This is a genomic window from Pedobacter sp., assembly GCF_041645105.1.
Taxonomy (GTDB): Bacteria; Bacteroidota; Bacteroidia; order Sphingobacteriales; family Sphingobacteriaceae; genus Pedobacter.
In genome coordinates, this window is sequence record NZ_JBAZQQ010000006.1 from 302093 (window position 1) to 329059 (window position 26967).

The 26967-nt window shown below is 39.9% G+C and carries 24 protein-coding genes and 1 tRNA gene; 18 read left to right on the forward strand and 7 right to left on the reverse strand.

Annotation, left to right across the window (positions count from 1 at the left end):
* Positions 1-145 precede the first annotated feature (145 nt).
* The 11 genes from WC623_RS19645 (at position 146) to WC623_RS19695 (ending at position 12565) form a co-directional block, all read left to right on the forward strand.
* The gene (locus WC623_RS19645; protein ID WP_372854274.1) at positions 146-1474 is read left to right on the forward strand and encodes an aspartate aminotransferase family protein; all 1329 of its coding nucleotides are present in this window, start codon (positions 146-148) and stop codon (positions 1472-1474) included.
* Positions 1475-1480: 6 nt separating this feature from the next.
* Positions 1481-2659 carry a galactonate dehydratase gene (dgoD, locus tag WC623_RS19650; protein WP_372854276.1) on the forward strand — a complete coding sequence of 393 codons (1179 nt, stop codon included), beginning with the start codon at positions 1481-1483 and terminating at the stop codon, positions 2657-2659.
* An 18-nt stretch (positions 2660-2677) separates the two neighbouring features.
* Complete coding sequence (locus WC623_RS19655) at positions 2678-3451, forward strand: SDR family NAD(P)-dependent oxidoreductase (RefSeq protein ID WP_372854278.1); 774 nt, start codon at positions 2678-2680, stop codon at positions 3449-3451.
* The gene (locus WC623_RS19660; protein ID WP_372854280.1) at positions 3448-4809 is read left to right on the forward strand and encodes a neutral/alkaline non-lysosomal ceramidase N-terminal domain-containing protein; all 1362 of its coding nucleotides are present in this window, start codon (positions 3448-3450) and stop codon (positions 4807-4809) included. The genes WC623_RS19655 and WC623_RS19660 overlap by 4 nt, the downstream gene beginning before the upstream one ends.
* A 24-nt stretch (positions 4810-4833) precedes the next feature.
* Entirely contained in the window at positions 4834-6405 is a 1572-nt protein-coding gene (locus WC623_RS19665; RefSeq protein ID WP_372854282.1) for an SLC5 family protein, read from the forward strand.
* A gap of 53 nt (positions 6406-6458) precedes the next feature.
* On the forward strand, positions 6459-7664 hold the full coding sequence (locus WC623_RS19670; RefSeq protein ID WP_372854284.1) for an Nramp family divalent metal transporter: 1206 nt from the start codon (positions 6459-6461) through the stop codon (positions 7662-7664).
* A gap of 28 nt (positions 7665-7692) precedes the next feature.
* Positions 7693-8709, forward strand: coding sequence for an NAD-dependent epimerase/dehydratase family protein (locus WC623_RS19675; protein ID WP_372854286.1), 1017 nt, complete (start codon positions 7693-7695; stop codon positions 8707-8709).
* A gap of 3 nt (positions 8710-8712) precedes the next feature.
* Positions 8713-9777 carry a dihydrodipicolinate synthase family protein gene (locus tag WC623_RS19680; protein WP_372854288.1) on the forward strand — a complete coding sequence of 355 codons (1065 nt, stop codon included), beginning with the start codon at positions 8713-8715 and terminating at the stop codon, positions 9775-9777.
* Positions 9778-9806: 29 nt separating this feature from the next.
* On the forward strand, positions 9807-11300 hold the full coding sequence (locus WC623_RS19685) for a PQQ-dependent sugar dehydrogenase (RefSeq protein WP_372854290.1): 1494 nt from the start codon (positions 9807-9809) through the stop codon (positions 11298-11300).
* Between the two features lie 597 nt (positions 11301-11897).
* Positions 11898-12401 (forward strand): hypothetical protein, encoded by a 504-nt coding sequence (locus tag WC623_RS19690; RefSeq protein ID WP_372854292.1) that lies wholly within the window; start codon positions 11898-11900, stop codon positions 12399-12401.
* Positions 12398-12565: a hypothetical protein gene (locus tag WC623_RS19695; protein WP_372854294.1), complete on the forward strand. Its 168-nt coding sequence runs from the start codon at positions 12398-12400 to the stop codon at positions 12563-12565. The genes WC623_RS19690 and WC623_RS19695 overlap by 4 nt, the downstream gene beginning before the upstream one ends.
* 611 nt (positions 12566-13176) lie before the next feature.
* Here WC623_RS19695 and WC623_RS19700 read toward each other — a convergent pair.
* Entirely contained in the window at positions 13177-13527 is a 351-nt protein-coding gene (locus tag WC623_RS19700; RefSeq protein WP_372854296.1) for a winged helix-turn-helix transcriptional regulator, read from the reverse strand.
* Positions 13528-13738: 211 nt separating this feature from the next.
* Between WC623_RS19700 and WC623_RS19705 the strand changes: the two genes are divergently transcribed.
* The 5 genes from WC623_RS19705 to WC623_RS19725 all read left to right on the forward strand — a co-directional run bounded on the left by WC623_RS19705 (position 13739) and on the right by WC623_RS19725 (position 18503).
* Positions 13739-14419 (forward strand): nitroreductase, encoded by a 681-nt coding sequence (locus WC623_RS19705; RefSeq protein ID WP_372854298.1) that lies wholly within the window; start codon positions 13739-13741, stop codon positions 14417-14419.
* Positions 14420-14457: 38 nt separating this feature from the next.
* A complete protein-coding gene (locus tag WC623_RS19710; protein WP_372854300.1) occupies positions 14458-15240 on the forward strand; it encodes an NADPH-dependent F420 reductase in 783 nt (260 codons plus the stop codon).
* Positions 15241-15331: 91 nt separating this feature from the next.
* Positions 15332-16195, forward strand: a complete 864-nt coding sequence (locus WC623_RS19715) for an SDR family oxidoreductase (RefSeq protein WP_372854302.1) — start codon at positions 15332-15334, stop codon at positions 16193-16195.
* Between the two features lie 363 nt (positions 16196-16558).
* Positions 16559-17629, forward strand: a complete 1071-nt coding sequence (locus tag WC623_RS19720; protein ID WP_372854304.1) for an SDR family NAD(P)-dependent oxidoreductase — start codon at positions 16559-16561, stop codon at positions 17627-17629.
* A gap of 55 nt (positions 17630-17684) precedes the next feature.
* A complete protein-coding gene (locus WC623_RS19725) occupies positions 17685-18503 on the forward strand; it encodes a helix-turn-helix domain-containing protein (RefSeq protein ID WP_372854305.1) in 819 nt (272 codons plus the stop codon).
* A 499-nt stretch (positions 18504-19002) separates the two neighbouring features.
* On the opposite strand, the gene WC623_RS19730 is transcribed toward WC623_RS19725, so the two are convergent.
* The 5 genes from WC623_RS19730 to WC623_RS19750 all read right to left on the reverse strand — a co-directional run bounded on the left by WC623_RS19730 (position 19003) and on the right by WC623_RS19750 (position 24679).
* The gene (locus tag WC623_RS19730) at positions 19003-19599 is read right to left on the reverse strand and encodes a TetR/AcrR family transcriptional regulator (protein ID WP_372854307.1); all 597 of its coding nucleotides are present in this window, start codon (positions 19597-19599) and stop codon (positions 19003-19005) included.
* 81 nt (positions 19600-19680) lie between these two features.
* On the reverse strand, positions 19681-21225 hold the full coding sequence (locus tag WC623_RS19735; RefSeq protein WP_372854309.1) for a hypothetical protein: 1545 nt from the start codon (positions 21223-21225) through the stop codon (positions 19681-19683).
* A 6-nt stretch (positions 21226-21231) separates the two neighbouring features.
* Positions 21232-22380, reverse strand: coding sequence for an HlyD family secretion protein (locus WC623_RS19740; RefSeq protein WP_372854311.1), 1149 nt, complete (start codon positions 22378-22380; stop codon positions 21232-21234).
* Between the two features lie 23 nt (positions 22381-22403).
* Positions 22404-23723, reverse strand: coding sequence for a TolC family protein (locus WC623_RS19745; protein ID WP_372854313.1), 1320 nt, complete (start codon positions 23721-23723; stop codon positions 22404-22406).
* 113 nt (positions 23724-23836) lie between these two features.
* The gene (locus WC623_RS19750) at positions 23837-24679 is read right to left on the reverse strand and encodes a helix-turn-helix domain-containing protein (RefSeq protein WP_372854315.1); all 843 of its coding nucleotides are present in this window, start codon (positions 24677-24679) and stop codon (positions 23837-23839) included.
* Between the two features lie 318 nt (positions 24680-24997).
* On the opposite strand from WC623_RS19750, the gene WC623_RS19755 reads away from it, so the two are divergent.
* Complete coding sequence (locus WC623_RS19755; RefSeq protein WP_372854317.1) at positions 24998-25288, forward strand: cell division protein ZapA; 291 nt, start codon at positions 24998-25000, stop codon at positions 25286-25288.
* Positions 25289-26045: 757 nt separating this feature from the next.
* A complete protein-coding gene (locus WC623_RS19760; protein ID WP_372854319.1) occupies positions 26046-26294 on the forward strand; it encodes a hypothetical protein in 249 nt (82 codons plus the stop codon).
* 186 nt (positions 26295-26480) lie between these two features.
* Here WC623_RS19760 and WC623_RS19765 read toward each other — a convergent pair.
* Positions 26481-26557 (reverse strand) — tRNA-Asn (locus tag WC623_RS19765).
* Positions 26558-26967: the final 410 nt, after the last annotated feature.

A 26967-nucleotide genomic window follows, 5' to 3' on the forward strand; every position in this document is an offset into this window, starting at 1 on the left:
AAAAAGGATATTATATGTTATATCATTTTGTTGTATACAAAAAATAAATATATTTGTATACAAAATCAATGTGTTGGTGCTTTTCGTTTTCTAAAAGGAGCTATTTCAGATTGATTGGTATTTGGAAATTTAAAAATTTAAAGAAATGATGAATAGTTGGCTAAAATCGGCGGCAGTAATTACCAAGAATGAAAAATGGATACCCGGAGGAGTTGTTTCACTTAATCGGAAGTCAGAACCGAATATCTGTTTTTCAAAAGGACTTGGAAGTAGGGTTTGGGATATCGAGGGTAATGAATATATCGATTATCAAGCCGGATTTGCTGCTGCATTTCTAGGACATAATGATCCGGACGTAAATGCTGCTGTTTTAGCATCTATAAATGACCAGTCTGTTTTGATGGGTGCAGGGCCTACAGATTTAGAAGGACAATTTGCCGAATTGTTTTGTAAATGTGTTCCTACGGCTGAGAAACTGCAAATTACAACAACAGGTTCTGAAGCGACTTATCATGCTATGCGTATAGCAAGAGCGGTGACTGGTAGAGATCACGTAATTATTATGCAAGGCGGCTACAATGGCTGGCACAATGATGTAGCGGGAAATGTGATCAGTAATTTGCAGGATATTGGTGGTCGGGTTAGTCCGGGGGAGTATCCTTTTGATTCTCTTTCTGCAGGAATACCTGAACAACATAAAGCATTGGTTCATGTTATTAACTATAATGATCTTGAATCCGTTCAATACATAGTAAAGCGTTACCCGACGGCATGTATTATTCTTGAGCCAATTCTTCAAAACATAGGAATTGTAAAGCCTCAGGAAGGATATCTTGAAGGTTTACGTAAAATGGCTGATGAAGAAGGCTTTTTATTGATTTTTGATGAGGTAAAAACAGGATTTCGTCATGCTTTAGGTGGTTTTCAGCAGATCTGTGGGGTGACCCCTGATTTGAGTACATTCGGTAAGGCGATTGCCAATGGCTATCCAATGGGTGTAATAGCTGGAAAAGCAAAGTATATGGATTACTTTGTGCATCCTGAAAAAGAAAAAAGGGTATTAATTGCAGGTACATTTAATGCACATCCTTTAACTACTATTGCTGCTATTGCTACTTTAAAGAAGCTTTCTTCAGGGGTTGTTTATGAGCATGTTGAAAGGTTAGGAGTTATGCTTGAGACTGGTTTAAATGATATATTATCTAAATATAATAAGCCATTTTATGTTGCTCGTCAGGGCTCTGCATTTTGTGTGTATTTTATGGATCATGCTCCAAAAGATTTTCACGATATTGCTCTGAACAATGATGCTGCTTTTGATAAGGAATATCGTCACAAGCTAATTGAAAATGGGATATTTAACTTTCCATTGCCTTCTAAACAGGGGAGCATTTCTTATGCGCATAGTGTGGCTGATATAGAAGAGACATTGGAGAAGAATAAACAAGTGTTGTCTGCATTATTTAATAGATAAATTCCAATGAAAATAACCGCTATAGAAACTTTTGTGTGCCATGCGCGCATGAGGAACTGGATCTTTGTAAAGATTGTAACTGATCAGCCCGGACTTTGGGGTTGGGGAGAGGCAACGCTGGAATGGCATACCCGTAGTGTTGTAGGGGCTATTGAAGATCTTTCTCAATTGCTTATTGGTGAGGATCCTCGCCGGATAGAACATTTATGGCAAATGATGTACAGACAGCATTTTTGGCATGGTAACGGGATTGTAAGAGGAACTGCAATAAGTGGAATTGATATAGCACTTTGGGATATCGCAGGTAAAATACATGGAGTTCCAACTCATGAACTATGGGGAGGTCGTGTGCGTGATTACATCAGGTTGTATTGTCACCTTGGTGGTGGGAAAATGGAAGATTTCTATCAAACGCGTCCTGATGATGCCAGTCGATTTGGTGAATTGGCAAAGCAGGCTGTTGAAGATGGATTTACAGCTTTCAAATCGATGGCTGTACCTGAAACAATGCCTTTAGAAGGACTAAAACCTATACATTATGCCGAAGCTTGTGTCAAATCAATGCGTGAAGCAGTAGGGAATGATATTGATATCATGGTTGATTGCCATGCTCGTCCTAGTCCGCGTATGGGAATGCAGTTTGCTAAAGCCTTAGAGCCTTATGGCTTGTACTTTTTTGAAGAACCATGCTGGCCTGAAAGTATTGATGACATTGCTTTAATTCAGAGAGCGGTATCTACTCCAATTGCTAGCGGTGAAAGGTTGGTTACTATACATGCATTCAGAGAGTTATTTGAAAAAAGAGCTGTAAGTGTGATTCAGCCTGATATTACGCATTGTGGTGGATTGAGTGAGGTTAGACGTATTGCTGCAATGGCAGAGGCTTATCGGATTTCCATTGCGCCTCATAATCCACAAGGACCGGTAAGTACCGCCGCTTCTATAGAATTTGGCTTCGCAACACCTGGATATATCATTTGCGAAAGCGTACATAATGATGTTCCTTGGCGTGCGGATGTGGTAAGTGAAGGGTTTACGGTAGAGAAAAAAGGTAGAATTGTTCGTCCAAATACGCGTCCGGGACTTGGTATAGAAATCAATGAGGAAGAAGTTAGGAAGCATCCATTTGAACAGGAAGTATTGCAAAGAACATTTTATAAAGATGGAAGTGTTGGTGACTGGTAATTCAAAGAATTAATATATATGGAAAAATTGTTTCAGCATAAAGTCCTTGTAATTAGCGGAGGTCTTGGAGATATTGGGCAGGCCATTTGTTTGGAGTTTGCCAAACACGGAGCGGCCATTGCTATCGGTGATTTGCAGGACGAAAAGGATGCTCAGGCATTTCTAAACGAGCTGAAACAAGAATATAGTGTTTCTTCTTATTATACGCAGGTTGATATTTCTGATGCTATTGCGGTAGATAAATGGTTACAGGAGGTGGAACAGTATTTAGGAACACCTGGACTGATTATTTCTAATGCCGCTACAGTTACTCAGGCGTCTATTCATGAGCTGAGGCCTGAAGAATGGTCGCGAGAGCTTCGCGTCAATCTGGATGGCGCATTTAACCTTACACAAAAAGCAACAAAAAGAATGGTCGAGGCTAACATGAAAGGTCATGTTGTATTTATTGGCAGCTGGGCTGCTGAAGCGGTACATCCTGGGCTTCCTGCTTATTGTGTGTCAAAAGCAGGCTTAAGAATGCTTTGTAAGTGTATGGCACTTGAATTGGCGCCTCATGGTATTATGGTGAATGAGGTTGCGCCTGGTTATGTGGAAGCAGGTTTAAGTGCAGAAATATGGGCTAAAAACCCATCACTTATCCAGGAAGCAGCTAAAAAGGTACCTATTGGGAAGATTATGAGTGCTACGGCTGTCGCACAGCAAGTGGTTCATTTATGTCATCCAACTAACGAGCATATTACAGGTAGTACATTATTAATGGACGGTGGACTTTCTTTGCGTGCCTTATGACTAGCGACAAATCATATACCGGAATTATTGGTGTAGCACAAGAAGATATTACGCCTCCTGCAGGTATTTATGCGAGAAGTTGGGGGGCTGCTGTTCATGATGTTGCTGAAGGTATTCATAGGCCACTTAAGCTTAGCTGTGTCACCTTTCAAAATACAAAACAAGATAAACCATTGGTGTTAATTTCTGCAGATATGGGTTGGTGGAAAAGTGCTGCTGATGAAAGAGAATTGCGCACTGCAATACTTCATGCTTTTGGACTTCCATCATCACATTTGATGTTTTGTTTATCGCATACACATGCAGGTCCCAGCTTATTTTCAGAGGATTCAACTAAACCTGGTGGTGAATATATTGTGCCTTATCTTAAAGCAATTAAGGATAAGGCTATTTCCGTAATCCAAACGGCATTAAGTGAGGCTTCCTTTTCAACACTTTCCTGGCGATATGGAAAATGTGATTTAGCAACAAACCGCGATCTGCCTGATCCTAATAGCGATAGGTTATTGGTTGGTTTTAATCCGGAACAATCAGCAGATGATACTTTGCTTGTAGGTAGGATTGTTGATGCAGGAGGGAAAGTTACCGGGACGATTGTAAATTATGCTTGTCATCCAACTACATTAGCATGGGATAACAAGCTTATTTCACCTGATTATGTTGGTGCAATGCGGGAATTGCTGGAAGAGAACTGTGCTGCTCCCTGTCTTTTTTTACAAGGGGCTTCTGGTGAATTGGCTCCTGCAGAGCAATACTCGGGTGATTGTGGGTTGGCTGATATTTATGGAAGACAGTTAGGATATGCGGCTTTATCTATCTTGGAGACTATGTATCCGGCAAATACCGGCCTTAAACTGGACAGGGTAGTTGAATCAGGTGCACCTTTAGCGGTCTGGAAAAAATATACCATTCAACCTGCAGAGGTACTGAAAGTTGAACAGGTCGATGTTTCTATGAAATTAAAGGAGCTTCCTTCCTTACAAGAAATAGAACGTCAATGGAAAGAATGTGAGGATCATGTCCTTAAAGAAAGATTATGGCGAATGAGGGGGATACGTAAGACTGTAGGTGAGGGCGACGTCTCTATTATGCCACTTTGGGTATGGAGACTGGGAGATGTGTGCATCATGGGACAACCCAATGAAGCTTATTCTTTTTTTCAGGAAGAAGTCCGCCGACAATTATCAACCTTTCCCGTAGTTGTGATGAATATTGTAAATGGCTATGCTGGCTATCTTCCACCGCGAGATCTGTACGATAAAAATATGTATGCCGTTTGGCAAACACCTTTTGCTGCCGGGGCGCTTGAGCAGTTAACTGCAATAGCAATTAAGACAGCAAACAAGATAATGACCTAACCAAAAAGAACCAAATAACCGAATATGAACTCAAACTTTACCACCCTTGACGCTGCCGTTTTCAGTATTTATATCATTGGGATTATTGCGCTTGGTATTTATGCATCAAGAAAGGGTAGTAGTACAAAAAGAGATTATTTTCTGGCTGGAGATAAACTTCCCTGGTGGATGGTCGGCGGAAGTATTATTGCCGCTAACATCAGTAGTCACCAGCTCGTTGGTGTAATGGGAGTTGCATATAGCCGTGGTTTTGTAGCTGTAGTAACTGAATGGGGTGCGATATTAATAGGTTTCAATGCTTTGTTATGGGTATTCCTGCCTTTTTATCTGCGAAATGGTTTTTATACCATGCCCGAGTTTTTGCAGAAACGTTTTGGTGAAGGCGCGCGTACCATTTATTCTGTATTGGTATTGCTTACTTATATTTTTGTTGAAATCAGTGCCGTACTTTATTTAGGAGCATTATCGCTTCAAGCCTTGCTGGGAATCCCCATGGTTGCAAGTGTATTGATATTGGCTATTACAACTGGGGTCTACACTATTGCAGGTGGGTTACGAGCTGTAATCTGGACTGAAATGGTTCAGTTAGCTGTATTGATGCTTGGGATGTTTGCGCTTTCCTATACCACAATAGATGCGGCCGGAGGGTTTTCTGCAGTATTGGAGACGACTAAAGATTGGAAGCTGATGATGCCCGCAAGTGATCCTGATTTCCCATGGACGATGTACCTGGGAGGCCTTTTATGTATTAGTATTTTTTACAATGCAACCAATCAATTTATTGTACAGCGAACATTGGCTGCTAAAAATGAATGGCATGCCCGTATGGGAATTATTTTTGGTGATTACCTGAAGTTTTTACTTCCCTTATTGATCATATTCCCCGCATTAGTTGCGGCTAAGCTGTTCCCCGATCTTGATAAGCCAGATTTATTATTTGCAACATTAGTAGAGAACTTATTACCCTCAGGTCTGGTTGGTTTAGTAATGGCAGGGCTGATTGCTGCAGTAATGTCGCACCTTTCTGGTGCAATAAATTCATGTACCACCATTTTAACCATGGATGTGTACTTACCTTATATTAAACCAAACTCAACAGAAAAGCAGTCGGTTCGGTTTGGTAAAATAACAGGCGTAATCATTATTACTTTAGGTATTGTTTGTACGGCTTTATTAACACAATACTCACATAAACCTATTTTTATCTACCTGATGAATGCATATGGCTATTTTACACCAGGTATTGCTACTATGTTTTTGCTTGGGATTTTGTGGAAGCGGACTACCCATACTGGGGCTGTAGTAGCAGGATTATTAACCATTCCTTTATCATTAGCTATTGAATACGGTTTTCCTGGAATGCCATTCTTTAATCGTACAGGGATTGTCTTCTGGTCGTGTATGGTAAGTTGCGTACTGGTTAGTCTGGTTACAAAGCCAAAACCAGCGGCTGACCTGGTTGGTTTAATTTGGACAAAGGATAGCCTTTCTTTGCCTTTAGCCGAACGTGCACAGCAACGTGGCTGGCGTAATCCATTTATCTGGTGGGCAATTGTTACAGTAATGGTGCTTTATTTTTATATTAAATACGCTTAGCTTTTTGCTGATTGTATCACTAAATGTTTTAAATATTTAACAAATAAAGATAGATGACGAATTCTTTAAAAAAATGGCTGGTTTCTCTTGGCCCCGGTATTGTTACTGCGGCAATTGTTTTTGGACCTAGTAAAATTACAATCACCTCCAAGATGGGTGCGATGTATAATTACAGTTTGCTATGGGTTGTTGTTATTGCAATTTTCTTTATGATTGTTTTTACCTCCATTGGATCCCGAATTGGTATGGCTACTGATGATTCAGTGTTAACAACGATCCGCAGGCAATATGGTAAATGGATATCAGGTTTAATGGGTATAGGGATATTTCTGGTGACAACCTCTTTTCAGGCTGGAAATTCTATTGGTATAGGTATATCGCTTTCTGAAGCAACAGGGACTTCGCCTACTCCATGGATTATTCTTTTCAATGTAATCAGTGTCGGGCTATTGTTTTTTCGTGATTTTTATAAAACACTGGAACGCTTGATGATTGCTATTGTTGCTTTAATGCTTTTTGCATTCCTGACAACTATGTTCCTTGTTAAGCCAGATGTTGGAGGTATTGTTACAGGTTTTGTCCCTTCTTTTCCGCAAGGATCAACGGGTCTTATCATTGCTTTTTCAGCCTCATGTTTTTCTATTGTTGGGGCTTTTTATCAGACTTATCTTGTACAAGCACGAAAGAAGGCGAACCCCGATTCGGTGATTGACAACAATAATGGTTTTATAGGTATGATCATTCTTGGCGTAATGAGTGCTGTTGTGATGATTTGTGCTGCTGCAGTATTAAATAAGCAAGGCATCGAGGTAAATAAAGCTTCTGATATGGCACTTGCCTTAGAGCCACTTTTTGGACATAATGCGTCGCTTTTGTTTCTTGTTGGTTTATTTGGAGCCTCTTTCTCTTCATTGGTAGGCAACGCAACTATTGGAGGTGCTTTACTTTCTGATGGTTTTGGTTATGGTAGTCAATTGGATTCAAAAGTAGTTAAAGGATTTATTGCCTTGGTCATGGTAATAGGTAGTATTATAGCTATCGGTTATGAAAAGCCACCTCTGGAATTGATAATTTTTGCTCAAAGTATTACCATTTTTCTGGTTCCCTTTATAGGTACTGCTATGTATATGCTTTCGAATAATCGTGATCTGATGGGTGAACATGTGAATACTCCATTTGTCAGGTATGCAGGAGTTGCGGGACTTCTAATTCTTGCCTTGCTTGCAGTATATAATTTTAATGAGTTGTTTTTGAAATAAATAATTAATGAATATAAAAACACATGATATGAAGAATTTATCAATGTTAGAACAAGAGATATTAAAGCCAACCGATGCATTGATTAATGACATGAGTCGAATAAAAGGTGATATTATGCTATTGGGCGTTGCTGGTAAAATGGGACCTTCAATGGCTCGATTAGCACGTCAGGCTGTGGATCTTGCCGGTACTGGTCAGCGAATAATCGGTGTGTCCCGCTTTTCAGATCCTGCATCACGAGCAGCTCTTGAAGCATCAGGCGTTGAAACAATTGCTGCGGATTTATTGAATGAAGCAGAGTTGTCTGCTCTTCCAGACGCAGCAAATGTGATCTACCTGGCAGGCCATAAATTTGGTACAACAGGTAAAGAAGCATTTACCTGGGCAATGAATACTTATTTGCCGGGGCGTGTTGCCGAAAAATACCGTAATTCGAATATCGTTGCTTTTTCTTCCGGGAATGTTTTGCCATTTGTACCTGTTACATCAGGAGGAGTATCTGAAGAAACTGCTCCCGAGCCTATAGGTGAGTATGCGCAATCTTGCCTTGGAAGAGAACGAATATTTGAATATTTTTCTCAGAAGAACAATACGCCTATGCTGATTTACAGATTAAATTATGCTGTTGATTTTCGTTACGGTGTAATGCTAGAACTAGCAAAATCTGTTCTTAGTGGTAAACCTATAGATCTGCGCACAGAAAATGTAAATGTAATCTGGCAAGGTGATGCCAATGAAATCGCTATTCGTTCCTTATTGCATTGCGAAGCTCCGGCTAAAATGTTAAATGTAACTGGCCCGGAAACATTATCTACAAGATGGATAGCAGAGCAATTTGGCGTAATCTTTAAGAAAGAACCAAACTTTATTAATGAGAGTGCTGGTACAGCATTGTTAAATAATGCATCGACTTGTCATCGCTTATTTGGTTATCCGAAGGTCACTGTAAGAGAGATTATAGAGCTTACCGCAACCTGGATGCAGGAAGGCGGAGAAGCACTCAATAAACCAACACATTTTCAGGAAAGATCAGGTAAATTTTAAGATATGGCAACTCAGTTATTATCAACAAAAAAACAAATTATACTTCAGGAGGGAACGGTAATCCCGGCACATCCTTTAGCGCTTACAGCCAATCGTGAGCTAGATGAAGCTTATCAAAGACAGCTTACGCAATACTATCTGGCATCAGGCGCAGGTGGTATAGCTGTTGGTGTTCACAGCACACAGTTTGCTATTCGTAATCCACAAGTAAATCTATATGAAAAGGTGCTTGCTCTGGCTGCTGAAGAAATAGCAAAATCCGGAAAGCAAGATAGCTTTATAAGTGTAGCTGGGATCTGTGGCGATACACCCCAGGCTGTTCGGGAAGCGGAACTTGCAGTTCGGTATGGTTATGATTTGGGATTATTGAGTATGGGTGGTTTGCAAGATAAAACAGAAGAAGAGATTCTGGATCGTACAAGGGCTGTTGCTGCAATTATGCCTGTATTTGGGTTTTATCTTCAGCCTAGCGTTGGTGGTCGCATTTTTTCTTATGATTTCTGGCTGCAGTTTGCCAATATTGAAAATGTACTGGCTATTAAAGCTGCTCCATTTAACCGTTATCAGACTTTAGACATGGTTAGGGCTGTGTGTCATTCTAAAAGAAATAATGAGATCACATTATATACCGGGAATGATGACAACATTGTAGCTGATTTATTAACTACCTATCAGTTTGAGATTGAAGGGAAGACGGTTAGCAAAAGGTTTCAGGGTGGTTTGTTGGGTCATTGGGCGGTGTGGACTGAGGCTGCTGTAAGACTTTTTGAAGAGATTAAGCAATGCCGTGATTCAGGTTATATAGGAGCAGCAGAATTACTAACTAAAGGAGTTGCGGTGACTGATATGAATGCATCAATATTCGATCCTTCACATGGTTTTCATGGTTGTATCCCTGGTATTCATGAAGTGCTGAAGAGACAGGGACTACTTCAGGGCATATGGTGTCTTGATCCGGATGAAGATTTGTCGCCAGGACAAGCAGAAGAAATTACCAGAGTATGCCAAGCTTATCCTTATCTTACGGATGATAACTTTGTTCAGTCGTTTCTGGCTTCAAAGAAGTAGTTTGATATTGTTTAGTAAATAGAAAAAGCATGATGCGTTTGGTTAGAATTTTAGCTCTATTGCCTTTGGCGGGATTATTTATTCATTGTAATTCTTCCAAATTAAGTAGTCCGCCTGAACAGCAATTTAAGATAGGAACAACAACAGTTGGAATCCAGTCTGTAGCTACAAATTTAAATGTGCCCTGGCAAATAGCCTGGGGAGCAGATCAGCAGATTTGGTATACGGAGCAATCTGGTACTGTAAGTAAAGTTAATCCTGAAACAGGTGTAACCAAACGTTTATTGACGCTTAATGATGCTTTTCGGGATCGTACTTCCGGTTTGTTAGGAATGACGCTTCATCCAGATATGAAAGCACATCCTTATGTTTTTATCAATTACACTGGCTATTCTAAAGATAAAAGTAAGGTGTCTAAAGTTGTTCGGTATACTTACAATGTAGAAAAGGATACTTTGTTAAGTCCTGTAGTTTTTTTAGAATACCCTGCCTGGACTTCACATTTTGGTGCTCGTATTGTAATTGCCCCTGATGGGAAAGTTATGATTTCTACTGGAGATGGGGCACAGCATGACAATGCACAGAATGTTCATTCGCCGAATGGTAAAGTGTTAAGATATAATTTAGATGGCAGTATTCCAGCTGACAATCCTTTTAAAGGTAATCCGGTTTGGGCTTGGGGATTACGTAATCCTCAAGGTTTGGTATATGGGAATGGTAAGTTGTATAGTTCAGATCATGGCGATGCAACTGATGATGAGGTGAATTTGATTCATAAGGGAGCGAATTATGGATGGCCATTTGTAGAGGGTTTTGTGGATACGGATAAAGAAAGAGTTTTTGCTAAAGACTCTATTGTGACTGCACCAATAAAAGCATGGACACCAACAATTGCCCCTGCAGGTATGGCTTATTATTCGTCAGATAAAATCCCTGAACTAAAAGGTAATCTGTTACTGACTACTTTAAAAGGAAATAGTTTACGCGCCTTAGCGTTAGATGCTAATGGAGAACAGCTCATTGAAGATGTGAATTATTTTGAGAAAGTGTTTGGAAGAGTGCGTTCAGTATGTGTTTCTCCTTCTGGGGATGTGTATATAGCTACGAGTAATCGCGATTGGAATCCTAATGCTGCCCCTGCTAAAAATGATGACCGGATTATCCGAATCTATCGATTAGATGCAAAAGATTCGGATCCTGCAGCTCAATCTGCAGTGATAGCCCATGAAAAAAACGAAGGCCTTAATAAGGGAGCGTTGCTTTATACTAATTACTGTGCGTCTTGTCATAAAGAGGATGGAAAGGGGATTGATCAAACGTTCCCAGCTTTGTTAAAATCGCCAGTAGTTACAGGAGATAAAAAAATATTGGTTCATACTGTAATGAATGGTAGAAATGCTATGCCTAAATTCTCGTTTATTGAAGATAAGGAGCTGGCAGAGTTACTTACTTATGTACGCAAGCAGTTTGGTGAAGGCGCAGATGCAGTTTCAACTGAAGACATTAAAAAGGGCAGAAACTAGTGCTGCTGTTTGTGTGTGTTAATTATTGAAATCTTATGCGTAATCTTCCAAATATTAATCTTAAAGGGAATTATTAGAGTTAATATTTATTTAAACATTAATCTTATTTTACTAAAGTATTACTAGGGTTTTTTTAGGGTTAATGGCCCTAGAAAGGTCCTAGTAACCTCCTAGTAAGGCTATGGTAATAAAAGCATCATATTAGTTCTGGTTTAGAGGACAAATCCTTGATTGTGAATTGCTTCCTTGATCTTTTATATTACCTGTTGCTCGCATCGTTATACAGTGTATGGACGACTTATCAAACACTGATCGCACTGTCTAGTTAGTAGAACCATATAACTTTGGAAAAATTAAAGACTAAGGAGGATGCTTAAACTTTTGATATAGTATTTTTGTTGAAAATAGGAAAATTTAAAAAACAGAAATAAAAGAGCTAGTATTGACCGCCGAAAATTATGTTCCAACAATGCTTAAAGAAATAAAGCATTTCCCTAAAGAACCGGTTTATCAGGTGTATGTGAAAAATTCTGTGGAAAACAGAATATAACGTTACGCATTTATCCCGTACCGGAAGAATACAACAGATCAGGGGAGGTGTTTTCTCCAAATACTTCATGTAGACTGGAAGTAGGGAGTGTAGACAATATCAATCCAAATCATCCTAGTGCCCCCGTAGCAGAATTTAAGCTTTCAACTAAAATTAGAATGGCAGGACAGAATAGGGATGTAGAGATCTGTGAATTTGAGGGAGCAGGCAAGAAATATTATGAGATCACCTATGAGTTTGAAGCTTCAGTTCCATATAGAAATGAAGGCTGGACTAAAGGACAGGACTTAAACAAATTAGATCGTAAAAAATTGGAAGAGGCTGCTCTAAAATTTTATCAAAATCAATGGAACTTACTCAAAGAAAAAAATGCGGACTTAGTATTTTCATTTTTATTCCAAAAAGAAAAAGAAACAACGCAGGCATCTTATGATGATGAAAAAACACTGCTTAAAATAAAAGAAGCCTATATGAAACCTTTTACGATTCAGTCTTTTGCTTTAGAGCCGATCAAGAGTATGATTGTAAAATTTTTGGCGACGGAAAATTGATTTCGCTACAACAGAAAAGTACAGACCCAAGACTAAGATCTAATTCTGCATTATGGGGGAAATATAAAAATGAAAAAGGAAGTAGAATTGCCAACTTTAGAAATTATTATTTATATCTGCCTGAAGGTAGGAAACTGGAAGACGGACTTGAAGTAATTCGATAATCTTCACTCTAAGTTCAATCTGGAAGGTTTCACCAAGCAAACAAAAACCCCATTCTATTGCTAGAAATGGGGTTTTTGTACTTCTGCGGACTTGCCGAATTGAGCTCCCTCTGCTGGGCTCGAACCAGCGACCCTCTGATTAACAGACAGATGCTACCCATTTCTAACAATATGTTTATCAATTAATTACCATCTATCAAAGAAATCCTGTAATGTATTTGTAACGGTTTTTTTATCAACTCAAATTTAATTTTTTTCCAACACAGAGTTTATGCTTGTAATCTTTTTTCAGAAACCAACAGAAATGCTACAAAAAATTGGGGAACATAAATCAATAACTTGATAATTTGTAAGCAAAAAAAGAGCACCAAAACACAGATCGATTGGCGATTTTATAACAGAACCATAAAAGTAATAGAGGCGGTATTTATAGATTTTATCTAAATCTAAGGCAAGAAAATAAACAAAAAAATGTAAAGCCAATCAACAATCTATTAACCTCTCTCTTGAACTTTTAGAGGAAAAAGGCTGAGGATCAATTTCTGTAAACCAGTATAAGAAAGACGAAGGTATTCTTGTAGAAGTTGTAAACAGTAGATGTTCCTAACCAATTAATCACCGTTAAATATCTTATCCCTGTGATTTAAACCCCAATCTTTCATAGCAAATATGATAGGTGTTAAAGTGTCAGCATAAGGTTCATTCTTATAAGATATTTTGACCGGGTAACCGTCGATAATTATTCTCCTGATCAATTTATGCTTTTCAAGTTCTTTCAATTCCTTTGCCAAGACTTTCGGCGTGATGTTAGGAATGCTATCCTGGATATCTGTGAAACGATCATTGCCCACGCCGACGGAAATAATAATGGCCAACTTCCATTTCCCACTGATCACTTCTAAGGTATCGCGGACAGGCTTAACTGTTTCCAAGCATTTACTATGTTCTTTCTTAACTGCCATTTTGATTCTAGGAGATAACCCATGTTGATTTAAATACAAAGTAAAGCAGTATTTTCTTAATGGATGTTCTTTTAAACAAGATCAAAGTCCGGTCAATGTCATAATCCACTTTCCTTAAGTAAAGTACTATATGTAGGAAAGTGATTAATTTATAGGTTTACCCCATGAATGGCGATCGCTAAGGAGGACAACTAATACAATTGAAATAGAAATGACTAATAAAGGACTAACGTTTCGCGAAGTGGTGCGGCTACGGAAGTCGTGCAGGGGCTTTTTGCCTGAGCCGATTTCAAAAGATATGATAAATGCAGTGTTAGAGGATGCGCAGCTCGCACCCTCCAACTGTAACCTGCAACCCTGGTTAACCCACATTGTATCAGGTGATAAGTTGAAAGAACTTTCAGATGCAATTACCCGGGCGCACAGGGACAATAGCTTCACACCTGACTTTACATTTGACGAAAAGGATTTCTACGGAGAATATATCGATCGTGCAAAGGCTCAGGGAAAAGTATATTATGAAAGTCTGGGTGTTGCAAGAGGAGATGCGGAAGGGAGAAAAGTAGCAGCAGAAAAAAATCTTATATTTTTTGGCGCCCCGCATGTTGCGCTTCTTTTTATGCCATCCTTCGGCGATAATGTGCGGATAGGTGGGGATATAGGCATGTACGGTCAAACATTTCTGCTGTCTCTAACCGATCATGGCTTGGCTGGCATCCCGCAGACTTTCCTTGGTATGTTTGCAAATACGATCAGGGAAGTACTTGGCATTTCCAGTGAGTTCAAAATGATGTTTGGCATTTCCTTCGGTTACGCGGATCCCAACGCCGTCAGCAATATTATAAAAATGGGCCGTGACCCAATCTCAAACAATGTGACCTTTCACCAATAATTTCAGGATAAGCAAGTTCAATATAAAATCTAACAAGTATGAAAATAGGAATAATAGGTGCCGGGCTGATCGGAAAAACACTGGCACAAAAACTAAGCGATAAAGGCCATCAAATTTTGATCGCAAACTCAAGGGGGCCGCATACGATAGAATTCGAAAATGATAAAGGCATTAAGGCGGTAGAATTGGTGGAGACAGCCAAGAATGTGGATGCTGTTATCGTCACGATCCCTTTTGGTAAAGTTGTCGATCTGCCCCAGGATCTGTTCAGTGAGTTAGACCGGAATGTGCCAGTTATTGAAACGATGAACTATTTTCCGGCACGTGATGGTATCATTGAGAAAATAGAAAATGGAAAAGCACATAGTGTTTGGGTACAGGAACAATTGGGTAGACCCGTTATTAAAGCCTTTAATAATATCGTTGCCCATAGCTTTGCCAAGTTTGGACAGCTGGCAGGAACGCCGGGGAGAATTGCGCTTACTATTGCTGGAGATGATGAAAGTCAGAAAAACATCGCGAAGAAATTGATCGACGAAACAGGCTTCGATAGTTACGATACAGGCTCTATTGCCGAATCATGGAGACAGCAGCCCGGTAGCCCAGTATATTGCACTGACCTTACTACGGAAGAAATGAAAAATGCTTTAGCCAGGGCTGATAAAAAAACGATCATTCTTACCAGAGATCTCGAAGCGGAGAAAGTGGCAGAACTTGGAGAAGAATATATGAACATCATTGTCAGCGGCAATTATCCCGGAAATTTCTCGGATCCCGTAATTAACCTGTTCAGATCAATCAATGGCCTCCCGTTAAGATAGCTTAGGTCTACTAGGTTGTTAAAAAAATTAATGTTTTGAATGGGCAGGCAATTCCCGCAGTCATACCAATCGGATACAAAAAATAGATAAAATGAATAAACAGGAACAAAAGAAAATAGTTGCAAAGGTTTGGTTTATCACCGGTGCTGGTCGTGGAATTGGGAGCGATCTAGTGAGGGCTGCATTGGAAGCAGGGCACAGTGTTGTTGCAACAGCTCGAGACGCCGCTGTAATAACTGATGAGGTTGGTGAGCATGAGAGGTTGCTTCCCCTTGCCTTGGACGTTACCAAGCCTATGGAGGTTGACGATGCAGTTCGCGCTGCATTGCATCGCTTTGGACGTATTGACATACTGATAAACAACGCCGGCCGGTTCTTTACTGGTTTTTTTGAGACAATGTCCCCAAAGCAGGTGAGAACCCAAATGGAAGTTAACTTCTTTGGTACGCTCAATATCACCCGAGCGGTTCTTCCTATTATGCGTGCTCAGCGTCAGGGACATATAGTGACTGTTAGCGCCTTAGTCGGAATTGTGGGTGCTCCTTTTATTTCTATATTCTCCGCCTCTAAATTCGCTTTGGAGGGCTGGATGGAGTCCCTAGCCCCAGAGGTTGAACCTTTCGGTATAACGACTACCCTTGTCGAACCAGGAGCATTTCGGACCAAGCCAGTAAAAGACCGTGGGCGAACTGTCTTTCCCGAGATTGATATAGCCGACTATGCAGAGACTACGGAAAAAAATACAGCGAGCGTCAAAGACTTCAACGGCAAAGAACCAGGTCACCGAGAGAAGCTGGCTTCTGCTTTTTTATCTGTCGTGGACAGTGAAAAACCGCCAAAGCGCTGGGTCGCTGGTGAAGATGCAGTAGAGGGAATTATCGCAAAGGGCCGTCAACTTATTGCCGATGCCGAGGCATTTCCTGAACTATCGACTAGATTAGGGCATGATGATTGATTACGTAAGCTAACAAAGCAATGGAACTTCTACTCGAGGGTAATTTAGAAGTCCAGGATTTCAGGACGATCAAGGTACAGTCGGAAGAACAGATCGTTAAGTAGGAAGCAAAACTTTCGGAACATCTTGGCAAAAAGGACGAAAGAGCAGAGATTTCACCGACTATCCAAAAATTATGAAACAACCAAAATCAAAGCTGTTAAATCGCAACAATTGATTTCAGGCCCAGGTAACTTTATCCTAACGGTTGCGAAGCTAGATATAAACCAACCGAAGCTCCAACCTATGCGGTCTTTGCCGAGGAATTGACCATGACCCTATAAGCAAAGTAAATAGGTCTTTTAAGCAAAGTTAAACCGTTAAATGCTTGTTACTTTTGTTTCAACAAAATTTAAAAAAATGGAACAGCATAATTACAACGGAGCATTACAAAAGCCTGTAGGTTCAGGCTTCAACGCATCTTCAACAACTCAAGACGTCATCAAAGGAATTGACCTTACCGGCAAAACCGCGATTATCACAGGTGGTGATGGAGGGCTTGGTCTTGAAATAACGCGGACATTGGCTTTGGCAGGCGCAACGGTTATCATTACCGCGAGAAACACGGAAAAGGCAAAGGAAAACCTAGCAGGCATCCCTAACGTTGAAGTCGGAGCACTGGATTTAAAGGACCCTGTTTCCATCGATTCTTTCTCGGAAATTTTTCTGGCGTCGGAAAGACCGCTGCATATGCTGATCAACAATGCGGGCGTGATGTGGACGCCCCTACAACGTGATCAACGCGGCTTCGAAGGGCAATTTTCAACCAATCACTTGGGTCATTTTCAACTGACGACGAAACTTTGGAATGCACTGAAAAAGGCAAACGGAGCAAGGGTGGTAAATGTTTCCTCTTCAGCACATCATTTTTCTGCTGTTCATTTTGATGATGTGAATTACAACCTCAGGCACTACAACAAATTCGAAGCTTATGGCCAAGCGAAAACGGCCAATGTGCTTTTTACGGTTGAACTGGACAAAAGGGCACAATCATTTGGCGTTCGGGCGTATGCGGTCCATCCAGGATTAATTTTGTCGACAAACCTAGGCAGGCATTTGACTTCAGAGGATTTTCTCGCTTTGGGAATGTTGCATGCAGATGGCACACCAAATATTGAAGCCGAAGCTGCATTGAAAAAAATACAAAAAACCAAGGAACAGGGTGCAGCTACTACCGTCTGGGCGGCAACAAGTCCACAGCTAGAAAAATCCGGAGGTGTTTACTTGGAGGATGTCGAAGTTGCAGCATACGACCCTGAACTCGGCAACTCGGAAGTTCTCGAAAAAAACCCAGCGGGGAAAGCTGGCGTTGCATCCTTTGCGCTCCAAGCAGCTGCCGCTCAAGAACTTTGGAAAATGAGCGAAGAACTCACAAGGGTAAAATTCGGAATTTAATTCACCGACAAAAATAAGGCCCGCATCGCTGGCCTTATTTGTTCTATCTTTGCATATGGCAACAAGAAAAATAAACAAATACGCCGAAATTGTTTTTACCTGCAACGAAGCCGTTCAGCACAGTACAGAATTGATTGCTGAGGAACACGCAATTGTAAGGGTCTTGTCGGGTGAACTAAAAGTGGTCCAAGCCCATCAAATTTATGTTTTTGGGGCGGATGAAACACATCTATTGCCTAGAAATAGACCCGCAAGGCTGATCAAATCTGAGAAGGACGGCAATCCCTACAAAGCCATTGTCATCAAGCTCACGAATGATGTCCTGCGAGCCTTCTATGAAGACAAAAACAGGGAAGTTTCCCTGAACTCCAAAACCTACACTATTATACCGTTGCCAAAAAGCTTACTGCTAGATAGCTTGTTCGCTTCGATGCTACCCTATTTTGATCTAAATTACAAACTGCCGGCAGACCTGTCGAAGATAAAAATCCAGGAAGCTATTACCGTGTTACGTTCGGTAAACAAGGATATTGATAATATATTATCCGATTTTTCAGAACCACACAAAATCAATATTGCTGCCTTCATGGAAAAGAATTATATGTACAATATGCCCATGGAAAAATTCGCCTATCTAACCGGACGCAGCCTGAGCACCTATAAACGTGATTTCAAAAAGGCATTTAACACTACCCCACAGAAGTGGCTGACGGCAAAACGCCTGGAACTTGCCCACTACCAATTGACCGAAAAGCACAAGAAGCCTATCGATGTTTTCTACGAAGTTGGCTTTGAAAATTTATCCCACTTCTCCAACGCGTTTAAAAAACATTACGGACATCCGCCTACGGCCGCTGCTTTAAAAAACAAATAGGTGCCGATGCTACCCCACTATTTTGCGTTTACACGCATTTCTTTAATCAGCACCTAAAGATCCTGTTAGCTGTACTACGTCTTTCCTCCGAACCTTCATAAGGTCCCGTTTTAAACAATATACGGGAACTTCCATAGATAAAATAACTATCGAACTGTTCTCGAACTCGGCACCTCTTGATCAATCGCTGCTGCTGGCTGTGTTCCAGCAAGCCGAAAATCAGCCTCCTCAGTTCTACGAATTTCTTCCGTTTGACCTTCCCTAGCTTTTGCATCGCGATAAATTCCAATATTTCAAAACTGGCTCAATTCATGCTTTATCCAGACCGGCAGGATTTTGATTACTAAAACATCTATTTTATAAAAACCCAGCATAGTATGCAGAAGTGTATGATCACCAATTGCGAGCTACAAATGCTGTTTCCCAACCCGAAGTAACGACAGGGATTATCTCCCTTTAATAACCGTAATATGTCGGACAAAATTGTATCCTATTCTAATTATTTGACAGCGATATCAGTCAAGAACATTTTATCGACAAATAGAATGACGTCCTCTAGCGTTATCTCTTTGTCTTTTTTAACACTTAAGAGAGTTTTGTTTTGACATAACACGTCTCCGATAAAGGCAAATATGGATCTGTACAGCAATTCAATATCATTGCACAATGCCTTTTCTGCCAACAACTTGAAATATCTGTAATGATGATCTATGATTGCATCAATTTTCAGCAGTATCTCATTTGAAGCAGGGATAATTCTGTTGTTCAGACAGATCAACACTAATTCTTTGTTTGAAAAGGCTTCACTTATGGAATCGTAAACGTACTTTTTAAAGCGCTTTCTGTAATCGATTTCTAAATCTAAATTGGCTATCAAACGGTTTACAGGTATCCAAAGGCTGTCGATGATTTCCATGCACAGCTTCTCTTTAGATTGAAAATAATAATTGAGCATTGCGCAATTGGTGGAACACCTGTCTGCAATTTCGCGAATACCTGTATTACTGTAGCCCTTTTCAAAAAACAGTTGCTTTGCCGCCTCCAAAATTATGGTCTTACTACTATCGCCCTTCAATCTTCGGTGATGGATTTTCATATCTTTATTTTTATATTGACACAATCTAAAGCATCAGTTTAGCCTGTATACATCATCTCGCTCATCAGCGCCGTCACTTGATCAGCTTACCCTATATCCTTTGGTAGGATTCCCTTTTATCAATTTCCGAAATAATACTATCCTTCTGTAGTCAAACTGTCCATAATGATGGGCGAGCACAAAGACCAATATGGGAACGATTAACCAACATAACGAGCCCAATACTATTTTCGAAGAGGCCATTAGCGCATTCAGACTCAGATTCTGGTACATGGACATGCCGTTAGCGAAACTTCCACCGTCCAGGAACATGGATATATCACTCAAACTTTGCCATTGGCCCTGATAGAGCGCCCAATTCAGGATCGCTCCTCCAAACGAGGTCCCCAAAAATCCCCTGATCATTATCAGTATGCTCATCGTACCGAACATTTCGTCCATGTTAAGATCTTTAGAGGCGTAGATGAAAATCGAAATAAAAAGCATTCCCATCCCAAGCCCCTTTAAGATCATGGTATACTGGAGGTATTCGATATTCATTTGGGGCTGAATCAGCAGGTATAGAAGAAATGTATGGAAAAAGAAACTCAGAAATCCGCCACCTACATAGAATTTAAGTTTCCATTCATATTTGAAGCAGTAGAATGCAAGGACACCTGACAAGATAATTCCTGGTATCATCCATAGGTTTGTTTCCGCATTGATCAGATTGTTGTAACCCAAAACGCCAATAGCGTATTGTACGTAGATGCTGGAACTTGCCAGATAGATACCCAGGAAAAAAAGTAGTATCAGACCGTGAACAACGTTTTCCTTCCTAAAAACATCGAACCTGATCAATGGCCGATTCAAAAATCGCTGCCTCCAAATGGTCAGTCCCAGAAACAGGAAGCCAACGACTAACGCTGCTACTATATAGGGCGAGATGAACCAGCCCTGTTGCCTCATAAAAGTGAACACGATATTGAAGCTCATCGCCGAACTGCACAGCAGAATCATCGATAGCCAATCTATTTGGTACAATGGCTTTTTAAAACCAAAACGCAGATCGTGCTGGAAGATCAGACTCAAGGCGGCAATGATCAACATGGTGATTGCCATCAGAAAGAAAGGCGCTTGGTAATTATGGTTAAAAATTAGGTTGGCAAAAAAATAGGCGGACAACTGTCCAAAGCCGATTGATAATGGATAAAAGATAGAGTAAAACTTGCCCTTATCACCATTTGGCGATATCATGCCCATCACGGGCAGTATCATCTCGATCATCGGAAACATTTTAAAAAAACCGATCAATAAACTACCTGTTACAAGCAGATGGGGATTATCCGTCGTTCCATTCATATATGATAAAAGGGCCAAGATTATAGCAGATGTTGTAATGATCTCTTTCGATCGGAACCTCATTTTGACACGGAATATGATCAATAAGGCAAGTCCCATTCCTATCGTCATCGCATTATTAGCCAAAGATACGTACTCTGAATACGTTGCCAGAGCTCCTGACATATCTGAACTATTACTGGTGTACACCCCTGAAATTGACATCATTGGAAACAAAATGATGATAATCAGTAAGAGCATGATAGGCTTTGGAACCCAGGTGGCAAACGGTCCTTTGTTGTACATTATGCTCTAGTTTATGGTTACCTCTACATTCATCCCAGCTCGCAACAAGCTGATATCCTCCGATCTGTTATTACTTGTGAATTCGATCCTAACGGGAATCCTTTGTTGTACCTTCACAAAATTTCCAGTCGAATTATCTACGGGAACTGCTGCATATCTTGCCCCCGTTGCTCCAGAGATAGCCATGATTTTTCCTTCGTAAACCTTTCCTCCCAACGCATCCACAGCAATTGTGGCCAAGCCCCCTATAACAACATTGCCCATCTGGTTTTCCCTATAATTGGCGGTAATCCAGACGTTACTGATATCCACTATGGTAGCCACTTGCTGGCTCGCATTCAGCAGTTGACCAACATTCACGGTTCTTCTTCCCATAATTCCATCATGCGGTGCGGTAACAACGGTATACGACAAATTGAGTTTTGCCATGTCCAATGCGCTTTTTGTCCTTTTAATGTCCGCATCATTTAGTCCTATCCTAGCTTTGGCCTCGTTGACCGTTAGCTGACTGCTGGTTTTACTGTTGATGATAGATCGAGACTGTGCAAGCTGCATTTCCAACTGCGCTTTTTGGGCCTCAAAATCTGTTTTGATCTGGTCGAATTGCTGACCTGTAACCGCCTCATCCCTTAACAAGTTCTGATACCTGTTAAAATTCTGTTGCGCATTCCAGAGGCGTGCCTCAACGGCCTTTACATTTGCCCTTGCTACGGCAACATTTTCACTGGCGGTATTTACGTTGTTGGCAACTGTTCTTATGGCACTGCCCGTTGCGTTCTTAGCGGCCAGGGCAGATAGATAGGCAGCTTCTGCCTGGCCCAGCTGGGTCTGTATTTCCCTATCGTCAAGTATCAACAACGTATCTCCCTTTTTTACGTGCTGGTGTTCCACAAACCTTATCTCTTTGATATAGGCCGAAACCCTGGTATTTATCGGATTGATGAAGCTCTCTACCTGCGAGGCGTTCGTATACCGATCGTTACCAATGTTGTAGTAGGATTTAACTACAAAAAACAATCCTACGATAACGCCAGCCAATATCAATAGGTTGATGATTTTACCGCTTCTTTTTTTCTTTTGTTGTTTAAGGTTCTTTTTCTGCTGAACAGCTTCTTTGTTTTGCTCCTCCGGAGTCTGCTGTGTATTTTCGGACATAATAGATTAGATTTTAAATTGATTTATAGATTTCCTGCTTCTTTCAAAAGCTTGTAATAGGAGAATACAATGCTGATCTCCGAATTGGTCAGTTGCAGCTCGGCATCAAGCTTTGCATTGCTGGCATCGAGCAGATCCAACAAAATCGCCAATTGGTTATTGTACTTGCTTTCCATAATCCTATAGTTTTCATTGGTCAAATCCGCATTCACCTCCAGTGTTTTGTTTTGCGTTACAGCTTCGTTGTATTTAATGTAGGCTGCATTAATGGCAACATCTATCGATTGAAGTGTATTATTTGCCTGATCTATAGCTTTCTGTTTTTCTATCCTGTTCAGCTGCAATTTCTTCGGCGATTTGAATAACGCGTCGATATTAAAGCTTATCGAAACGCCCGCATTGTAACTGTTGCTGAACATGTCGACTGCCGGCGAGGCGGATGTAAGCGGACGTTGTAGATTGTTGCTGGCGAAAGCACCCAATGACGGCACCATTTCGGCCTTTGTTATCTTGGCAGAAACGTCATAAACGTCAATGGATCTTCTAGTAAGTCTTACGCTTGGGTGCTGCTGTGCCATTTCTTCATAAGTTTGCAACTGGCCAACATTCAAGGCTTTCTCTGTAAGGGATTTGCTTGGAACAATCCTAACAGCTTCATCTAAACCCAAAGCCACGGTAAGCTGTTTGTTGATGATCTGCTTATTATTGCCAATCACTTGTAAGGCCAATTTGAGATTGGACAGTTGCAGTTCTCCGCGGATAACATCGTTCCGCGTAACCATTCCCTGTTTATGATAGTTTTTTATGTTGGCAAGCCGCTGTACCGCCAAATCGATGTTCTTGCGATAAACACCTTCCTGATTATACAATTTGGAAAGATCCAGATAGTATCCCAATACCAGCAATTTAATATTTTGCTCGTTGGCCTGATAATCCAATTCTGCCAACTCTTGTTGCAACGTTCTAATCTTGATGCTGTTCCTTACCGAATTGCCCTTCCATACAAGCTGGCTGGCCTGCAAAGAAAACGTGTTGCCAAAATGGGGCATCTTTACGGTAGTTGTACTGGAAAAGTCCTTATCGATAAGTGTGATATCGCCCAGGTAAAACGCCTGTGCACCTGCCGTTAGTTGGGGCAATAGCTGATTTTTCGCAATTTTTATCTGCTGATCAGCAATATCGAGATCTGAGCGATAAACTTTTAGTGTAGGATGGTTTAACCGCACCATTTCAAAAAGTTCATCAACGGAAAAGGTTTTTTCGGTAATGGACTGGCCTTTTATAAGCCCTGTGGTTAAAATTAAGCTGAGGGTTACCAGCAGCTTGGGAAGAAATTTCGTCATTATCCTCTGCGTTGTTGTAATAATGCAAAGGTCAGTTAAGCAAGTGTTTAATAAAAGGTCGACAAGGCACGAAAAAAGGTTCAATTGGTATCAAATAACCAAAGTTAGAGACCCTATACAATAGTCTCGACAAGGTGGTTCTGCCTCCTGTAATTGGTAGGACTAGCGCCAGTGTGCTTTTTGAAAAACTTGCCAAATGCATATTGGTCCGAAAACCCAAGCACATCGGAGATCTGCCCCACAGTGGCCTGAGGATCTAACAGCAATCCTTTGGCTTCATTCATAAGCATATCGGTAATAAACGTCGTTGGTGGAGACTTTGTAATTTCCCTTACACAATTGGACAGGTATTTAATGGATATCGACAGCTTATCAGCATAGAAGGAAAGGTCCTTATGCACCCTGAAATTCTTGGAGACTAGTTCTATGAACGACATGGCAACCTCTTCCTTTCTTAGGTTTTTCCTTTTCAGTATCTGCTGCCCGGTAAGTAGAAAATCGGTGATGATATATATAATGGATACAATAATACCCGTTAAAATATCTTCATCAAATCTTCTTTTATCATCCTTAGAAATATAGTAAAGAGCCAACTGCATCAACTGTAAGAGATGCTTAAACTCCGCCTCATCTACCTTAACCAAATGGTTGTTTTCCAATTGGGCAATCTGATAAACGTCGTATCGATTAAACTTAAAACTTATTCTGCTTCTAATACGCTCACGATCAATAGACAATATAAATAGATTCAAATCACCACTGTAACTTTCAATTTTATAGATATTATGAGGGGATAAAAAAATCAAGGAACCAGGCTTGCACTCGCTATAGCCGTTATTTACGTTCATCACCAGTTCCCCTCCGTAAACACATATAAAGGCAAAATTGCTGGGCCTGAATGAATCGCCGATATTGGCACTTTCAATAAAAATCTTTTCGTCTAAAATTTTGATCATAACTAAAACTTAAAGCCCATAACAGTTAACTAGATAATAGTAGCTCGTAGCCCATCGTCACTTATCAGATTTTCGCAAGTTATCAAAATATCAGATTGATATGTACAAGTGCAAGTAAAAAGGTTTGAAGTTTGCTATTAGAGGCATCAATCTGAAAACATCCTTGCCAACTAATAATCGCGAATAATGCATTGTAACTGTTGGATATTGATACCGACCGAACCTCTTTTTGGACTATCCTAACCTTTCAAAACAACAGTGGCTTTCTCAATTTTGCTAGTTATAGATCTAAACAAAGATTTAATATCAAATTTTAAAATGGAAGAAATTTCAATCAAATTATCTATTTCCGACAGGATTTATCCGTTAAAAGTACGAGCTGAAGAAGAGGAAGGAATTAGGCATGCCGCAAAATTGATCAATGAAAAAATTAAGGAATACCAAGAGTTTTACCAAGTGAAGGACAGACAGGATTTGCTATCTATGGCTACCTTGCATTATGCCATTGAGGATTTGAAGCTACAACAAAAAACATTGAATGAGGATGAGGCCATCAGCTATAAAGTTAATGAACTCGATAATTTATTGAACGTATTTTTTGCGGGGTAAATATAGACTGTCACTATTTATAATAAATTCTCCTCTAACTTCTACAAAGTATGGTTCTTTTTCGCATTTTTTTTAGTCAGATAAACTTACCCATTACCCGTGGATAAATTTTTACAACTCTAACGAAACACTATATCATCAAAGTAACCACGATTAAGAATATTACTCTCGGAAAATACAAGTATTAAAATTGGGGAATCCGGTCCTGCGACAAATGTTAAATTCTTAGATAGGAAACAGTAACATGAAGATTGAAATTTCGTCAAAAAATTCAGGTAGACAAACTCAATAAAGTTTCCGATGTCGTTGCAATATAGATCGCATCAAATCACCATAGTCTTTTGATGAAATTGATTAGAGAACCTAACATTTTAACTAAACAAAATGGCGACAAAATAATTCACAACGGCTAAAGAATACTGTAAAAAGCTGTACTTGGTGTTCTTAATCGAATCATCGCAGAATGGAAGTTTTCCAAACACTTTTTTTGCTTCGTTAAATGACAATTTTTTGTCTTTGAGTATAGTCAGAAAAAAATTCAAAAAGTATTGCAAGTTTAATCAATCATCTCTCTTGGCGATAAATTTATGTTCGAAATATGGCTGAGCATATCATCGCAAGTCAATTAAAAACCACTGTTATAGGTCATAAAGACAAAATAAAGGAGAATGCAATATTCTCCACTATGGTGAGATAAAAAATAAATTTTTCTCCAAACCGTTCTTCATAAATGTTAATAGACTAATCTGCAACAAAAATGAAAGAATCAGGGAATGTCCCAGATAACCAAATTTTACAGCAGTTACTCAAAACAAATATGGAGTTGATTGAAAAGATAAATGCAATGAGCAGAGAGCTTGTCCACTTCAAAGAAATTTCCAGACTGATAACCGAAATTCACAAACTTCATTTTCCAAAAGACGAATTAGAAAGAAATGACAACTTGAAAAATAAATTCCTAGCGGAAATCATATTGGGTATACCTAGAAAACGAAAAAAAAGCTAAGTTAAAATACCTTTCAACATTCAATGCATTAATTTTCGTTGATTAAAGTTCACCTACTAACTTTCTCAATACTCCCAAAAACTGGTATATCACCGATGCTTTTGCAAAAAAAGAACAAAGAATTTACTAATAAAACAAAGAAACTATAGAAATGGAAAAGCCCTACATTGCTGTAAGGCTTTTAAATGGCTCCCTCTGCTGGGCTCGAACCAGCGACCCTCTGATTAACAGTCAGATGCTCTAACCAGCTGAGCTAAGAAGGAGTGCTGGTTGCCAAAACGATGCTTTATGTTCCTTTAAAGGAAGCTTTTCAGCTGCTTTGGGAGCACGAAGGTAAGAAACATAAATCAAATTGGCTAGGGAATTTTTAAAATAATTTGTTTCTTGTGTTTTATCTTAGTTTTTATCAATTGATATTTAACTATTATGAAAGTAGATTAGTTTTTTGTTTGCAAGGTGTTAATGTGGTTTAGTGTATACCTGCTACTGGTCTGTTACTGGTCGGCTACTGCTTTTGCAGTATAAAACCAGTGTTAAAGTAGTTGTATGTCTTATCCGTATATAGCTATACATGTTATTGATTTAATTTTGAATTGACTATACACACAAATTTGTTATTTCTGTCTGAGCTATACAAGTTGAATTTTTGTTTATTTTGTATTTTTTGGGCTTC

What these genes read in the sequence shown, in the direction of transcription:
- WC623_RS19645 (WP_372854274.1), top strand. Translation starts at nt 146, where the DNA reads ATGATGAATAGTTGGCTAAAATCGGCGGCAGTAATTACCAAGAATGAA.
- WC623_RS19685 (WP_372854290.1), top strand. Translation starts at nt 9,807, where the DNA reads ATGATGCGTTTGGTTAGAATTTTAGCTCTATTGCCTTTGGCGGGATTA.
- WC623_RS19725 (WP_372854305.1), top strand. Translation starts at nt 17,685, where the DNA reads ATGGCAACAAGAAAAATAAACAAATACGCCGAAATTGTTTTTACCTGC.
- WC623_RS19710 (WP_372854300.1), top strand. Translation starts at nt 14,458, where the DNA reads ATGAAAATAGGAATAATAGGTGCCGGGCTGATCGGAAAAACACTGGCA.
- WC623_RS19700 (WP_372854296.1), bottom strand. Translation starts at nt 13,527, where the DNA reads ATGGCAGTTAAGAAAGAACATAGTAAATGCTTGGAAACAGTTAAGCCT.
- WC623_RS19740 (WP_372854311.1), bottom strand. Translation starts at nt 22,380, where the DNA reads ATGTCCGAAAATACACAGCAGACTCCGGAGGAGCAAAACAAAGAAGCT.
- WC623_RS19665 (WP_372854282.1), top strand. Translation starts at nt 4,834, where the DNA reads ATGAACTCAAACTTTACCACCCTTGACGCTGCCGTTTTCAGTATTTAT.
- WC623_RS19750 (WP_372854315.1), bottom strand. Translation starts at nt 24,679, where the DNA reads ATGATCAAAATTTTAGACGAAAAGATTTTTATTGAAAGTGCCAATATC.
- WC623_RS19655 (WP_372854278.1), top strand. Translation starts at nt 2,678, where the DNA reads ATGGAAAAATTGTTTCAGCATAAAGTCCTTGTAATTAGCGGAGGTCTT.
- WC623_RS19760 (WP_372854319.1), top strand. Translation starts at nt 26,046, where the DNA reads ATGAAAGAATCAGGGAATGTCCCAGATAACCAAATTTTACAGCAGTTA.
- WC623_RS19670 (WP_372854284.1), top strand. Translation starts at nt 6,459, where the DNA reads ATGACGAATTCTTTAAAAAAATGGCTGGTTTCTCTTGGCCCCGGTATT.
- WC623_RS19715 (WP_372854302.1), top strand. Translation starts at nt 15,332, where the DNA reads ATGAATAAACAGGAACAAAAGAAAATAGTTGCAAAGGTTTGGTTTATC.
- WC623_RS19705 (WP_372854298.1), top strand. Translation starts at nt 13,739, where the DNA reads ATGACTAATAAAGGACTAACGTTTCGCGAAGTGGTGCGGCTACGGAAG.
- WC623_RS19675 (WP_372854286.1), top strand. Translation starts at nt 7,693, where the DNA reads ATGAAGAATTTATCAATGTTAGAACAAGAGATATTAAAGCCAACCGAT.
- dgoD (WP_372854276.1), top strand. Translation starts at nt 1,481, where the DNA reads ATGAAAATAACCGCTATAGAAACTTTTGTGTGCCATGCGCGCATGAGG.
- WC623_RS19755 (WP_372854317.1), top strand. Translation starts at nt 24,998, where the DNA reads ATGGAAGAAATTTCAATCAAATTATCTATTTCCGACAGGATTTATCCG.
- WC623_RS19720 (WP_372854304.1), top strand. Translation starts at nt 16,559, where the DNA reads ATGCTTGTTACTTTTGTTTCAACAAAATTTAAAAAAATGGAACAGCAT.
- WC623_RS19730 (WP_372854307.1), bottom strand. Translation starts at nt 19,599, where the DNA reads ATGAAAATCCATCACCGAAGATTGAAGGGCGATAGTAGTAAGACCATA.
- WC623_RS19660 (WP_372854280.1), top strand. Translation starts at nt 3,448, where the DNA reads ATGACTAGCGACAAATCATATACCGGAATTATTGGTGTAGCACAAGAA.
- WC623_RS19735 (WP_372854309.1), bottom strand. Translation starts at nt 21,225, where the DNA reads ATGTACAACAAAGGACCGTTTGCCACCTGGGTTCCAAAGCCTATCATG.
- WC623_RS19680 (WP_372854288.1), top strand. Translation starts at nt 8,713, where the DNA reads ATGGCAACTCAGTTATTATCAACAAAAAAACAAATTATACTTCAGGAG.
- WC623_RS19745 (WP_372854313.1), bottom strand. Translation starts at nt 23,723, where the DNA reads ATGACGAAATTTCTTCCCAAGCTGCTGGTAACCCTCAGCTTAATTTTA.